Source organism: Idiomarina sp. Sol25 (genome assembly GCF_033052775.1).
Taxonomy (GTDB): domain Bacteria; phylum Pseudomonadota; class Gammaproteobacteria; order Enterobacterales; family Alteromonadaceae; genus Idiomarina.
The window spans coordinates 156,020-169,026 of record NZ_JAUPEW010000005.1; the positions used below are offsets into that span (position 1 = coordinate 156,020).

Sequence of the window (13,007 nt, forward strand, 5' to 3'; positions counted from 1 at the left end):
CTTAAAAAATTAGTTACTTCAAAAAAACTGGTGAAACCAAAGGCGAATAAACAAACCGGGAGGTGTTGTGACCCCGGTTGTCGCCGACACAATGTCACCGTTTTCAATAATGATGATGGTTGGCGTAGCAGATACCTGCCAGCCATTTGAGACGCGGTTGAGGTTGTCGTTAACAATAGGAAACTCATACCCTTTCGCCTGCGCATAGCGCGTCAGCTTGTCATTGTCGCCGGAGCGTAATGCCACGCTGATTGTCGGGTAGTGGTTGCCAACGTAATCAACCGTAGGCGATACCGCCGGACAGACCGGGCACCAGGTCGCCCAGAAGTACAAAACGACCGGGCCGTCCTTACTCATTTCGCGTAAGTTATATTGTTCGCCGTTTATGTCTGTTAATGACGAAAGCTCGGCCGGAACAGATTCCGGCACGTCACTATTGCGAAAGGCATCGACCACGAACGCCACTGCTGAGAACAGCACAATATAAAGCGCTGCAGTTCGAAGCCGTTTTGTCCAGGACGTTTTGGCTTTGCTCTTACTCACTGGCATCCTCCAGCGCGTCCATGACTTTGTCTTTACTGAGCACTACGGGCAGGGTTATGCCGTCCGGAGCACCGGGTCCATAAACTTTGTTAAAGGGCACACCAAAGGTGTTGTTGGCTTTCAGGTATTGGGTAATGCTCTCGTTGGCTTTGGTCCAGTCGCCACGTAGGCGGGTGACATGCTCCTGACCCAAGGCAGTGAATACCGGGTCTTGCAGTAATACGCCCACTTTATTGGCCTGGCAGGTGATACACCAGTCCGCGGTCACATCGACAAATACGGTTTCACCGTTGGCTACGGCTTCATCAACACGCTCTTGCGTTAACGGTTGCCATTGGTGATCCTGCGGCAGTTTGTTGACCCATCTATCAGCGGTAAGAATTAACGTGATACCGACAACGGCAGCTAATACTAAAAAGCCGCCAATAGATAAAAACAGCGCCTTGCGGCCATGCACTTTACCGATAATAATCAATGTCAGAATAGACAAAACGACCGTTAGCGCCAGGAATAACTCGTTGCTGATAAAGTTTTTCAGCAAGGTCGTCAGCCAGACGGAGGTTGCCAGCATCATAATGGCGAAAATGTGTTTCACCCATTGCATCCAGCGACCGGGTTTGGGCAGTAACTTGGCGGTTTTCGGGAACACGGCTATGAGTAACCAGGGGAACGCCATACCAACCCCAAGAGCGGCAAAAATCAGCAGAATAACTGATGATTCAGCAGCTAATGCAAAGGCCACCGCGGTACCCAAGAAAGGCGCTGTACAAGGTGTAGCCAAAACCGTTGCCAGCATGCCTTGCAGGAAGTGCCCTTTGTAGCTGTTATCGCCGGCGGCTGCAGCACTGGCGCTTAAAGAGGACGGCAATTTAAATTCAAAGGCGCCCATTAAGTTCAATGCGAATAGCCAGGTAATAGCAATCAGTACGGCAATGAAATAAGGGTTTTGAAACTGAATTCCCCAGCCGACAGAACCGCCTGACCAGCGAAGCACCATCAGCCCCAGGGCAATGACGAGAAACGAGCTGATAATACCCATTGATGACGCAAAAAACTGCTTACGCACCACCTTCGGCTGTTGTGCACCAGACAACATAAGGCTTTGAACTTTCAGGCCTAATACCGGCAACACGCAGGGCATAATGTTCAAAATAAGCCCACCCGCTAACGCCATAAGTAAAATGGCCCACAGCGGAGGTGCGTTATTTGCAATAGTGCCTGCGGTTAGCTGAACGTTATATTCAGCGGCAAACTTTTCATCACTGACCGCAGTGATGAGTGCAGCGCCACTAAGGTCTGGTAGCTCCAGCCAGTGGCTAACGTCAATATTCGCCGTGAGCGTATTGCCTTCCACCTGAATATCCGGTGATGAAAACTCTGCATCGGCCAGAGCGTCGTCGCTGCTGTGTATAAACAGCTGAGGATCTTGCCAGCCGTTGTCACGCTCTATGGTCAGTTGAACGCGTTGGTTGGCGTCGGACCAAATAGCCTGCTTCACGTTATTGCTGTCGTATTCCCTGGGCACTTTGCCCATGGCCTGATTAAAGGCAAACGCGCGATCACTGTCGACGGTCAGGGTGTCCAGAGCAACTTGCAAGTCAATCGGGTAGTCCGTTAAAACACAAACGGTGGTACAGGACGACATAGTCAGCGTACCGCTAATGTGCGCCTGCCTGGCATCCGGGCTTAGCTGTATCATTAGCGGAAAGGTCAACGACCCCTGATACCCAACGGTATCTATACCCTGAATGCTGTAGCGTGAAGGCACCGGCCAGTGCCATTCAATATCGTCAATATTGTCTGACTCAGACCAGTCAAAGGTTGGCGGTATGCCGCCTTCGCCGGGTGAACGCCAGTAGGTTTTCCAGCCTTCATCCAGCTCAACATGTAGCAGGGCGGGTAGTAAGTTCCGCTCAGTCTCATAGTGGCCGGTAAGTTCCAGCTTCATCGATACCGGCGGGTGATCTTCATGACTGAGCCAGCCAGTAGACGGTGTTTCCGCTATGCTTTGTGCGCTGTAAAGCAGCAGCGCAGCAATAAGCGATACGAGCCATAACGGTAAAATTTTATTCATACATTACTCCTGAAGTTAGTATTCCAACGATGAAAATCCGTTGGAAGTCTTACTCCAGAAAGCAACAAAATACGGCGTGGGGTCGCCTTTTACAGGAAAAGAAAAATAGCGGAGGCGCTAACTGCTTGTTAACAGCGGTTTTCAGCGCCAAAGTCAGAAGAAAAAAGAAAGACAGTGCCGCGTAAGTGATGTCGGACTGGAACTGCTGCAATAAATGCGCTGTTTTGTCGCAGTCGGCTTTGACGCTTTCGTGTTTTGCACCTAAGTCTGCATGGCTTCCGACAAGCTGTTCAGCCGCCGGTGCGCCCTGATGCTTAGGACAGCTTTCCAGCCAGCCAAAGTTCTGTCCCCAACACAGCACAAAAACCAGCAATAGCAATGGTGCTATATACCGACCTTTTCGACACTGTTGATTCAGTTGGTGGAACATGGCTTTTGGTGACCCTTGGTTATTCGGTTTACTCTTAATTAAGGCAAGATGATGACAGAAGTGGGTATAAAAGCAAGTGAGAGAAGTAATGATATCGGTCATTGCTTGAAGTGTTTAGCTTACAGACAGGAATGTTCCCGAGGCTTATAGTTACGCCGTTGTTTAGTCACGGAGAGACAGATGGCGTTAGCGCGAGTTTATACCCGGGCATTGATAGGTATTCATGCGCCGGAAATTCGGGTTGAAGTGGATCTGGCAAGGGGAATGCCAGGGTTTACGATGGTCGGCATGCCGGCAACCACAGTTAAGGAGGCTCGTGATCGGGTCAAAACCGCCTTGATGAACGCGGGGTTTGAGTATCCACCGGCCACGCGTATTACCGTCAATTTAGCGCCGGCTGATATTCCTAAAACCGGGGCTCGTTACGATTTAGCCATAGCGGTTGGGATATTAGCGGCTTCCGGGCAAATACCGGATGCTATTCTGGAGCAAGCGGAGTTTTATGGTGAGCTCGCCCTGACCGGTGAGTTACGCGCAGTAAATGGTTTAATTCCAGCGTTGCTAGCGTGTCGTAATAAAAAGCGGCAGGCGTTTGTGCCTATTGCTAACGAGCAGGAAGCCGGGTTAGTACGTGAACAAAAGAGCTGGCTGGCGGCCGACTTAGTCAGTGTTTATGAACATTTGCATGATCACCAGCTGCTGAGGGAATCAAAGCCGATAAATTGGGCAAAGGAATCATCGAACGATGATGGTGATTTAGCCGATGTTGTAGGGCAGGAGCAAGCTAAGCGCGCATTGTTGTTATCTGCGGCAGGTAAGCACCACTTGTTGTTCGTCGGGCCACCAGGCACGGGCAAAACCATGCTGGCGCAACGGCTTAATGGCATATTACCTCCACTGACCGAGCAGGAAGCTATGGAAATTGCCGCGGTTAAGTCGGTGTCTTTTGACTATCATCATGCGGAGGCTCTGACCCGGCGAGAACTGCGATCTCCTCATCATACTTGTACTGCTGCGGCGTTGGTCGGAGGGGGCGCGGGTAATTCTGTCCGGCCCGGAGAAATATCCTTAGCAAACAATGGGTTATTATTTTTAGATGAAATGCCCGAGTTCAGTCGACATGTATTGGACTGCTTACGTGAACCTCTCGGAAGCGGTGAAATAACGATTAGCCGAGCAGGCTACAACGTCAAATTCCCGGCTAACTTTCAGCTGGTTTGCGCGCTGAACCCTTCTCCTTGCGGTCAATTCGATGGCTCCTTAGCTAACTGCCGTTCCACACCTGACCAAATTCTCAAGTATTTAAATAAGCTTTCAGGTCCTTTGCTGGATCGTATCGACATCCAGGTGATGGTGCCACGAGAAACGGAATCAATGAGTCTGAATGGTGGAGCCAAACGCAATAGCCAAATGACTTCTGCAGAAGCAAAAAGCTTAGTAGAGAAAACCAGGCAGCGCCAAATACAGCGACAGGGCTGTCTGAACAGTCAGGTTAAGCCGAAGGCGCTGAAGCAAATATGCGAGTTGTCAGACAAAACGGAAGCATTTTTAGCAAAAGCCTCCGAAAAGATGAAGCTGTCCCACCGAGCTTATCACCGGACTCTGCGTTTAGCCCGAACCATTGCTGATTTAGCCGACAGCAAAAAAATAGAACAACAGCATCTGGCGGAGGCATTGAATTATCGTGCGCTGGATCGGCTAATTGATCAGGTGCAAAGTTTGTAGCCTGATGCTATTGCATCAGGTGCGATCTGCCCGCCAAAACTCACGCGTAAATAACAACCTTATGGTGATGTGACCAACACCGCACCTGATGTGAACATCAGGCTACGTCAGTGAGCCACTGCTTAAACAGCTCAACAAAACGCTCCAGCTGTTCGCGGCTGACATCCAGATGGCACACCAACCGCAGCTTTTGGCCGCCGGGCAGTTTAATGTCGTGTTCTGCCATCAGTTCCCGCAAGCTGTCCGCCGGTAAACTGTCTGATAGCTCGACAAAGGTCATGTTGGTACCGGAATAGCGGACTTTGGCTTCGGTACCTGCCAGCAACTCAGAAAGTTGTTCAAACAACCATTTCGCGTTGTCGTGATCTTGCTGTATACGCTCAAACTGATGCGTTAACGCGTAATCAATGGCTACGGCAATAAACCCGGCCTGACGCATACCGCCGCCCACCATTTTGCGCCAACGACGCGCGTGGGCGATCAAGTCTTTCGAGCCGGCCAGCAGTGAACCAATAGGTGCGCCCAGACCTTTTGAACAGCACAAAGACACACTGTCGAAAGGCGCGGCAAGTTCCGCCATGCTGCGTCCGCTGGCAATAGCGGCGTTGGGTAAACGGGCGCCGTCTAAATGCATGGACAAACCATTCTGGTCGGCCAGAATACGGGCTTTATCAAAATAGTCCTGGTCTATTAACTGCCCGCCGTGGGTATTTTCAAAGGCCAGCAAGCGGGTGATAGGAAAGTGTGGGTCGTTGGGTTTTATACGCTTTTTTATAGTCTCCAGCGATAAGGTTCCGTCCGCTTCCACTTCTACCGTCTGTGGCACTATACTGCCTAAAACTGCAGCGCCGCCGGCTTCGTAGCGGTAAGTGTGATACTCCTGACCGACAATGTATTCTTCGCCGTTGCGACAGTGGCTCATTAACCCCAGTAGGTTACTTTGTGTACCGGAGCTGCACAGCAAAGCATCTTCCTTACCGAGCAATTCAGCCACGCGCTTTTCCAGCGCGTTAATTGACGGGTCTTCACCATAAACATCATCACCAACGGTCGCTTCGGCAATGGCGGCACGCATTGCAGCGCTGGGAAGGGTTACGGTATCACTGCGTAAATCCAGCATAACAGCCTCATTTTGGGGTTAGTTATAACAACTATCATCCGGTTCTAAGCACAAGGTTGTTTAGCGAGCTCAGGCAAGGGATAATGGTGTAATATTGAACCAGACACTCGACAACAAAGCGAGCCAATATGAAAGTTTTTAATAATGTAATAGAAATGGTTGGTAACACGCCAATGGTGAAAGTCACCAATATGGATACCGGCCCGTGTGAGCTGTATTTTAAACTTGAACTACAGAACCCCGGCGGTTCTATCAAAGACCGGATTGCGGTGGAAATGGTTGAGCAGGCCGAAAAGCAGGGCAAATTAAAGCCGGGCGATACTATTATTGAAGCGACGGCCGGTAATACCGGACTGGGGCTGGCATTAGTCGCGTCAAGCAAAGGCTACCCGCTGAAAATTGTTATGCCTGACAAAATGAGTCAAGAAAAAGTGAATAACCTGCGCGCTATGGGTGCCGAAGTGGTACAGACGCGCTCCGACGTACAAAAAGGCCATCCTGAGTATTATCAGGATATGGCAGCACGCATGGCGGAAGAAAACGGTTACTACTATGTAAACCAATTTGAAAACCCCGCAAACGTCGATGCTCATTACAAAACCACTGGTCCGGAAATTTGGGAGCAAATGGAAGGTAACCTTGATGCGTTCGTTTGTGGTGTTGGTTCTGGCGGAACCTTAACCGGTGTTGGCCGTTATTTACGCGAACAAAAAAGCGATATCGACTTAGTGCTGGCTGATCCGGCAGGCTCTATTTTAGAACCACTGGTTAACCGTAACGAAGAAGTGGAAGCGGGCAGTTGGTTGGCCGAAGGCATTGGTGAAGATTTTATCCCGACCATTTGTGACATCAAATTAGCCAATACCGCGTTTGCCATTTCTGATAAAGAGGGCATGCAAACCGCGCGTAAAGTACTGGAAAAAGAAGGCGTTATGGTGGGTTCATCAAGCGGTACTTTAATTGCAGCGGCGCTGCGTTATTGCCAACAACAAACCGAGCCAAAACGCGTTGTGACGCTAGCTTGTGATACGGGTAACCGTTACCTGTCCAAGTTGTTCAATGACGACTGGATGCGTGAGCAAAACCTGCTGTAATACTTGTTGTAAATTAAGGAACCTGAATCATGGCAAATGAAAAAACAATGAAATTCGCGACGCGCGCCATTCACGGCGGGCAGTCTCCTGAGCCGGTAACAGGCGCGGTTATGCCGCCAATTTTCACCAGCTCAACATACGCACAGGAAAGCCCGGGTCAGCACAAAGGTTTTGAATATTCGCGCTCACATAACCCGACGCGTTTTGCCTGGGAGCGTTCAGTTGCTTCTTTAGAAGGTGGCAAGCAAGGTCTGGCTTTTGCGTCTGGTATGGCGGCAACCTCGACTATTTTGGAGTTATTAGACAGCGGCGACCATATCGTTGCTATGGATGACTTATACGGCGGTAGCTTCCGCTTATTCGATAAAGTGCGCGGACGCTCTGCTGGCCTGAAATTCTCTTATGTCGACTTAGCTGATTTAAGCGCAGTGGAAGCAAGTATTCAGGACAACACCCGCATGATCTGGGTGGAAACGCCAAGCAACCCGATGCTGAAACTGGTCGACATTGAAGCTATTGTAAAACTGGCTAAGAAAAAGAATCCGGACATTATTGTGGTGGTGGACAACACTTTTGCCACGCCGTTTAACCAGCGTCCGCTGGAAATGGGCGCCGACATGGTTATGCACTCGGCAACCAAATACCTCAACGGTCACTCTGATATGGTTGGCGGTATTGCGGTTGTTGGCGACAATGACGACCTGGTCGAGCGCATGCTGTTCTTACAGAACTCAGCAGGTGCTATTGCCGGTCCGTTTGATTCATACCTGGCATTGCGCGGCGTGAAGACGTTGGCATTGCGTATGCGTCATCACAACGAAGCGGCAATGGAATTAGCCAAGTGGCTTGAGCAACATCCGAAAGTTGAAAAAGTCATTTACCCAGGGCTTGAGAGCCACCCCCAGCACGAGTTGGCTAAAAAGCAGATGCAGGGCTTCGGCGGTATGGTTTCTATTTTACTGAAAGGTGATTTAGAAGCGGCGCGCAAATTCCTGGAATCGGTAGAAGTGTTTGCTCTGGCAGAAAGCTTGGGCGGCGTTGAATCACTGATTGAGCACCCGGCTATTATGACTCACGCATCGGTTCCAAAAGAGAATCGTGAGAAGTTAGGCATTCTGGATAATTTCGTGCGGGTGTCGGTTGGCATTGAAGATCTGGATGATCTGAAAAACGACTTAGACAACGCGCTTAATGCATTTTAATCGCTATTAACGATTAAAAATTCAATTTTTAATATGTAAAGCCGGCCTTTGAGCCGGTTTTTTGCTTTTAATTTCATAGGTTTATACAAAGTTTTACAGTTTAGTCATAATTGAGTAGTCTTTATCTATCGGTAATTACTTGCGAGTAAAAACTGATTTAGAACAAAAAATAAAAACGCAAAAGCGTTGCATAAATAACGAAAAGGAAAGACTTATGCTATTGAGCCTCATGGTACTGCAAGGACTCGTAGCCGCTCTATTGTTTTATACTTTAGTGGGCCAGCATCAGAAAAAGCCGCTATGGAATTTGTTAGCGGTATTAACCGCCGGTTTCATTCCGCCGGTAAACTGGGCGCTTCTCGTGTTCGCTATTGGTGTCAGAATGTGGCGTCGTTCGCCGCAAACCAACACATCACAAAACATAACGGCAAAGCTCAGCCACTAAGTGGCTAAAGAGTAAGGCAATTTAGCAGTATGTCAGACACAACCAATGTACGACCCTTTCATTTAGCCATTCCTGTCAGCTCACTCGATAATGCCCGTGCGTTTTATGGCGATGTGCTTGGGCTGTCACAGGGACGCAGCAGTGACGAATGGATAGACTGGAACTTTTTTGGTCACCAGTTTGTGACTCACGTTGCACCCAATGTTGCCGGTTTAAAAAATCACAGCGGCGTTGATGGTCATTCGGTTCCCGTTCCGCATTTTGGTGTAGTCTTATTACGTGACGACTGGGAAGCGTTGGCAGAACGTGTGAAAGCCGCGAATATTGAATTTGTCATAGAACCCTACATTCGCTTTAAAGGCAAGCCGGGCGAGCAGGGCACCATGTTCTTCTACGATTACTGCGGTAACGCGCTGGAATTTAAGACCTTTAACGACGACAGTCAAATCTTCGCAACCTAAGTTTTGAACGCGGTTTGACTACTGGCGCAGCTTTACATTTTCCGGCTGCGCTGCAACGTTACCACCACTTAGCACCAGGCCTACTCGTTTACCCTCAAATAGCGCCTTATTTTGTATAACCGCAGCTAAAGCGATAGCAGACGACGGTTCCACAATAATTTTCAGATGATGCCAAATCAGCTTCATGGCGCTTAGGGTGTCTTCGTCTTTCAAGACTAAGATATCGCTGATACGCTGCTGAATAATGGCAAAAGGCAACTCACCAATTTGAGTCAGTAAACCATCGCACAGGCTTTTCGCGGGTAACGCCGGTTGCCGCTCTCCGGCTTTTAACGATAAAAAGGCATCATTCGCTAATTCCGGCTCCGCGCCGAACACTTGTATTTCGGTATCGTCGCAGGCAAGACAGGCGCCTGAGAGCAAACCACCACCACCCAGTGGCGTTATTACCGCATCCAGTGCGTCAGTTTGCTCCAGTAACTCAAGTGTTGCTGTGCCCTGACCGGCAATAATGTCGGCATGATCATAAGGCGGTATAAAGTGGCTTTCACCTTCGTTCTGCCACTTAGCCACAATGGCTTCACGCGCTGCCATACCCGGCTCTATGTTGGTAATTTCCGCACCGCCGGCTTCAATGTTTTGCCGTTTTATTGCGGGAGCATTAGTGGGTACGCCGACTTTTACTTTTACACCCAAAGCTTTACCTGCATGGGCTAATGCCGCACCATGGTTGCCGGAAGATACGGTGATAACCCCTTGCTGGCGCTGCTCCGGGCTAAGTTTAAGTAACGCGTTAGTGGCACCACGGAACTTAAAGGCCCCGGTACGTTGCAAATTCTCGCATTTGAAAAATAATTCGCAGCCCAATTGCTGATTTAACGCAGGGTTTGTCAGCACAGGGGTCTTGACGGTATAGCTATTAATTCTTTGCTGCGCTTGTACGACATCGGCATGGCAGGGGAGCGATAACTTCGGCATAATACGAGCCCTTAACGAATAAAACGACACAGTGATAAGCATACACTGTCTGGAGCCGGAACGTGAGTCAACTCGATACCTTTCAGCGCATACGCGAACTACCGCGTGAACAGCAAATTGTTATGGCGTTATATTTGTGCGAACGCATGGTTCCTAATTACGACTTCTTCCATCAGTTAACCGGCTTTGGCGACAGTAAACCTTTGCACGGCACGCTAAATGCCTGCTGGGACTGGGTCGCGAACCCGAAGAAAACCAAGGTTAACTTTGCCCGCTGGCAGGAAAAAGTGGACGAACAAACGCCCAGTGAATACGGGCACGATATGCTGGGTGTCTACCCGGCAATGGATGCCTGCACGGCGTTGAGTACGTTGTTGCAGGGACTGCTGGACGATAACGCCTCTAATTTTCTTGATGTGGCAAAAATATCGCAAGCCAGTGTGGCGAAGTTTATTGAACTCAATGACGCCGAAGAAGTGGGCACCGAGCAGTTAAAAGAGCACGTTCAGACACATGAGCTAATGGAATACGAAGTGGCTATTCAGCAGGCCATGATCAACTTTCTTGAACAACAGCCTGCGGTAAACAGAGCTTTGGTAAGCCAGTTAAAAATGATGCTTAACGACGAGGGGGTGTCGAACCTTGGTCTGGCTTTGGACGCTGAAGAATAGACAGCCAGGCGAAAATGCCAAAGGCCAGAATTTGCCAGCTGTCGCCTTTGCGCCAGGGGAATACCTCTTTCATGGTGGCTACAAAAATACCAAGCAGCAGTAAGTGGGTAATAACCATAATGGCTAATAGCAAGCTCAGCAAACCAATGGACTGAGTGCTGAGCTCGCCGTTTGCCCCTGCAAGCAGAGCAAAAAGACCCAGCCAGATAACGGCAAAAACCACTTTACCCGCAATAATAATAACTTTCATGCTATGTCCTTAGTCAGTAAACGAAAGCAAACTTGTCCGTGAGTTTTCTCTTTGGTCACGCGCCAGTTTGCCGGTAATTTAAGCGGCCACTCTTTTTCTGTTTCCAGATACACCCGATTGTCGGCTGTCAGCCAGTTATTTTCATCCAGTAGTTTTAACGTTTTATCAGCCAGCCCTTCGCGAAACGGCGGGTCAATAAAAACAATGTCGTATGCTTCAGCGGATTGAGTTTGCAGCCAGTCGAGTGCGTTATGAGTAATAACATCAATGTTTTCACTGCTTAACAAGCTGACATTGTTCTGTAACTGCTGGCTTACCGTTTTTACGGCCTCAATCAGGGTCACTTGAGCCGCTCCACGCGACGCAGCCTCGAAACCTAAGCTGCCACTGCCGGCAAATAAGTCCAGCACCCGGGCGTCGGTAATGTCCCACTGCAGCCAGTTAAACAGAGTTTCGCGTACGCGGTCCGTGGTGGGTCTTAAACCCGGGCTGTCGGCAACGGGAAGGCGACGACCGCGCCATTGTCCGCCAATAATCCGATAGTCGCCGCTGGCGCTTGTCTGGCGTTTTTGTCTCACTCTGTGGCTTCCTTTATTCAGACCGTCGTCAGTTTGTTAACAGCATGGTAAACTAAAGCCTATAGTTTAACGATTCCTGCGTGTCAGTTCCAAGGAAACCAATATGTCGATGTTTTCGCTGTTTAAGAAAAAGCGTAATAAGAAAGCACCCGAGGCCGAAGAGAAAAAAGAAGAGACGGTAGTCGAAGAACAGGAGCAGCAAGAGCCTGAATCAGAAGCTGAACCTGAATCTAAGCCTCAGCCTCAGGACCAGCCAGAACCAGAACGAACTGAGACACGAGAAGAATTGCCCAGTGCAGTTGACGATTGTGCGCAAGTTACTGCTGAATCGCATGCGGCAAAAACTGCTCCGGAAGCGAAAGAAGCAGCTCAGCCTGAAGTGGTTAGCGAGCCTGAGCCCATAGTTGAACCAGAGCCAGAATCAGAAACTAAATCCGAAGCTAAGCCAGAACCAACCGAAGTCGCACCAAAAGAGAAGGGTGAGAAGAAAGGTTTCTGGGCACGTCTGACCCAAGGTTTACGCAGAACTTCCGGTTCTATCGGTTCAGGTCTTATTGGCGTATTCCGCGGTAAGAAAATTGATGACGACCTGTTTGAAGAACTTGAAACTCAGCTACTCATGGCGGATTTGGGCGTCGCGACCACTACCAAAATTATCGACAACCTGACAAAACAAGCCGACCGCAAGCAGTTAAAAGACGCGGAAGCTTTGTATGAGTTGTTACAAGAGCAATTAGCTGAGATTTTAAAGCCAGTCGACAAACGCCTGGAAATACCGGAATCTGATTCTCCTTATGTGATTCTAATGACCGGCGTAAACGGTGTGGGTAAAACCACCACTATTGGTAAGCTGGCTAAGCAATTTAAAGCAGAAGGTAAGTCAGTAATGCTGGCTGCCGGTGATACTTTCCGTGCGGCGGCGGTAGAACAGCTGCAGGTTTGGGGCGAGCGTAACGACATTCCGGTTATTGCTCAGCATACCGGAGCCGACAGTGCCTCGGTTCTTTATGACGCGCTGCAGGCCGCCAAAGCACGCGACGTTGATGTGCTTATTGCGGACACCGCCGGACGCCTGCAAAATAAAGCCAACCTAATGGAAGAGCTGAAAAAGCTGGTTCGGGTAATGAAAAAGCTGGATCCGGAAGCACCGCACGAAGTGATGCTGACGCTTGACGCTGGTACCGGACAGAATGCTATTAGTCAGGCAAAACTCTTTACCGAGGCTGTGGGCGTTTCGGGTATTGTGATGACCAAGCTCGACGGCACCGCAAAAGGCGGGGTGATTTTCGCGGTCGCAGACCAGTTCGCCATACCTATTCGCTATATTGGTGTGGGCGAAAGCTTAGAAGATTTACGGCCTTTTGTGGCAAAAGACTTTATCGCGGCGCTATTTGACCGTAACGTAGACGAATCAGAACAGACAACAGCGAGTTAAT

Annotated in this window: 14 protein-coding genes; 7 read left to right on the forward strand and 7 right to left on the reverse strand. The window is 49.5% G+C overall.

The window, feature by feature from the left end:
- Nucleotides 1–18: 18 nt before the first annotated feature.
- Genes Q5L94_RS09205 through Q5L94_RS09215 form a run of 3 tightly spaced genes read right to left on the reverse strand, consistent with a single transcriptional unit; the run spans nt 19 to nt 3,149 of the window.
- Nucleotides 19–543, reverse strand: a complete 525-nt coding sequence (locus Q5L94_RS09205; protein ID WP_317498148.1) for a protein disulfide oxidoreductase — start codon at nt 541–543, stop codon at nt 19–21.
- Nucleotides 536–2,617: a protein-disulfide reductase DsbD family protein gene (locus Q5L94_RS09210; protein WP_317498149.1), complete on the reverse strand. Its 2,082-nt coding sequence runs from the start codon at nt 2,615–2,617 to the stop codon at nt 536–538. The genes Q5L94_RS09205 and Q5L94_RS09210 overlap by 8 nt, the downstream gene beginning before the upstream one ends.
- 49 nt (nt 2,618–2,666) lie before the next feature.
- Entirely contained in the window at nt 2,667–3,149 is a 483-nt protein-coding gene (locus Q5L94_RS09215; protein ID WP_317498150.1) for a hypothetical protein, read from the reverse strand.
- A 78-nt stretch (nt 3,150–3,227) separates the two neighbouring features.
- On the opposite strand from Q5L94_RS09215, the gene Q5L94_RS09220 reads away from it, so the two are divergent.
- Nucleotides 3,228–4,772: a YifB family Mg chelatase-like AAA ATPase gene (locus Q5L94_RS09220; RefSeq protein WP_317498151.1), complete on the forward strand. Its 1,545-nt coding sequence runs from the start codon at nt 3,228–3,230 to the stop codon at nt 4,770–4,772.
- 97 nt (nt 4,773–4,869) lie between these two features.
- Here Q5L94_RS09220 and ltaE read toward each other — a convergent pair whose 3' ends face one another.
- On the reverse strand, nt 4,870–5,892 hold the full coding sequence (gene ltaE, locus Q5L94_RS09225) for a low-specificity L-threonine aldolase (protein ID WP_317498152.1): 1,023 nt from the start codon (nt 5,890–5,892) through the stop codon (nt 4,870–4,872).
- Between the two features lie 128 nt (nt 5,893–6,020).
- Here ltaE and Q5L94_RS09230 point away from each other — a divergent pair, with 128 nt between their 5' ends.
- From Q5L94_RS09230 to Q5L94_RS09245, 4 genes are all read left to right on the forward strand, one after another.
- Complete coding sequence (locus tag Q5L94_RS09230; RefSeq protein WP_317498153.1) at nt 6,021–6,986, forward strand: cysteine synthase family protein; 966 nt, start codon at nt 6,021–6,023, stop codon at nt 6,984–6,986.
- Between the two features lie 29 nt (nt 6,987–7,015).
- Nucleotides 7,016–8,188, forward strand: coding sequence for a cystathionine gamma-synthase (locus Q5L94_RS09235; RefSeq protein WP_317498154.1), 1,173 nt, complete (start codon nt 7,016–7,018; stop codon nt 8,186–8,188).
- 214 nt (nt 8,189–8,402) lie between these two features.
- The gene (locus Q5L94_RS09240) at nt 8,403–8,633 is read left to right on the forward strand and encodes a hypothetical protein (protein WP_317498155.1); all 231 of its coding nucleotides are present in this window, start codon (nt 8,403–8,405) and stop codon (nt 8,631–8,633) included.
- Nucleotides 8,634–8,662: 29 nt separating this feature from the next.
- Entirely contained in the window at nt 8,663–9,094 is a 432-nt protein-coding gene (locus Q5L94_RS09245; RefSeq protein ID WP_317498156.1) for a VOC family protein, read from the forward strand.
- A gap of 18 nt (nt 9,095–9,112) precedes the next feature.
- Here Q5L94_RS09245 and Q5L94_RS09250 read toward each other — a convergent pair whose 3' ends face one another.
- Entirely contained in the window at nt 9,113–10,072 is a 960-nt protein-coding gene (locus Q5L94_RS09250; RefSeq protein WP_317498157.1) for a threonine/serine dehydratase, read from the reverse strand.
- Nucleotides 10,073–10,134: 62 nt separating this feature from the next.
- Between Q5L94_RS09250 and Q5L94_RS09255 the strand changes: the two genes are divergently transcribed.
- A complete protein-coding gene (locus tag Q5L94_RS09255; RefSeq protein ID WP_034818955.1) occupies nt 10,135–10,743 on the forward strand; it encodes a YjaG family protein in 609 nt (202 codons plus the stop codon).
- Here Q5L94_RS09255 and Q5L94_RS09260 read toward each other — a convergent pair.
- On the reverse strand, nt 10,691–10,993 hold the full coding sequence (locus tag Q5L94_RS09260) for a membrane protein (protein ID WP_034818953.1): 303 nt from the start codon (nt 10,991–10,993) through the stop codon (nt 10,691–10,693). The two genes, Q5L94_RS09255 and Q5L94_RS09260, sit on opposite strands and share 53 nt — an antisense overlap.
- The gene (gene rsmD, locus Q5L94_RS09265; protein WP_317498158.1) at nt 10,990–11,571 is read right to left on the reverse strand and encodes a 16S rRNA (guanine(966)-N(2))-methyltransferase RsmD; all 582 of its coding nucleotides are present in this window, start codon (nt 11,569–11,571) and stop codon (nt 10,990–10,992) included. Before rsmD ends, Q5L94_RS09260 begins: the two co-directional genes overlap by 4 nt.
- Nucleotides 11,572–11,674: 103 nt before the next feature.
- Here rsmD and ftsY point away from each other — a divergent pair, with 103 nt between their 5' ends.
- Nucleotides 11,675–13,006 (forward strand): signal recognition particle-docking protein FtsY, encoded by a 1,332-nt coding sequence (gene ftsY, locus Q5L94_RS09270; RefSeq protein ID WP_317498159.1) that lies wholly within the window; start codon nt 11,675–11,677, stop codon nt 13,004–13,006.
- Nucleotide 13,007: the final 1 nt, after the last annotated feature.

Coding starts and splice junctions, on each gene's coding strand:
- Q5L94_RS09210 (WP_317498149.1), bottom strand. CDS start 2,617: ATGAATAAAATTTTACCGTTATGGCTCGTATCGCTTATTGCTGCGCTG.
- Q5L94_RS09230 (WP_317498153.1), top strand. CDS start 6,021: ATGAAAGTTTTTAATAATGTAATAGAAATGGTTGGTAACACGCCAATG.
- Q5L94_RS09250 (WP_317498157.1), bottom strand. CDS start 10,072: ATGCCGAAGTTATCGCTCCCCTGCCATGCCGATGTCGTACAAGCGCAG.
- Q5L94_RS09235 (WP_317498154.1), top strand. CDS start 7,016: ATGGCAAATGAAAAAACAATGAAATTCGCGACGCGCGCCATTCACGGC.
- ftsY (WP_317498159.1), top strand. CDS start 11,675: ATGTCGATGTTTTCGCTGTTTAAGAAAAAGCGTAATAAGAAAGCACCC.
- Q5L94_RS09220 (WP_317498151.1), top strand. CDS start 3,228: ATGGCGTTAGCGCGAGTTTATACCCGGGCATTGATAGGTATTCATGCG.
- Q5L94_RS09215 (WP_317498150.1), bottom strand. CDS start 3,149: ATGACCGATATCATTACTTCTCTCACTTGCTTTTATACCCACTTCTGT.
- Q5L94_RS09245 (WP_317498156.1), top strand. CDS start 8,663: ATGTCAGACACAACCAATGTACGACCCTTTCATTTAGCCATTCCTGTC.
- Q5L94_RS09260 (WP_034818953.1), bottom strand. CDS start 10,993: ATGAAAGTTATTATTATTGCGGGTAAAGTGGTTTTTGCCGTTATCTGG.
- ltaE (WP_317498152.1), bottom strand. CDS start 5,892: ATGCTGGATTTACGCAGTGATACCGTAACCCTTCCCAGCGCTGCAATG.
- Q5L94_RS09240 (WP_317498155.1), top strand. CDS start 8,403: ATGCTATTGAGCCTCATGGTACTGCAAGGACTCGTAGCCGCTCTATTG.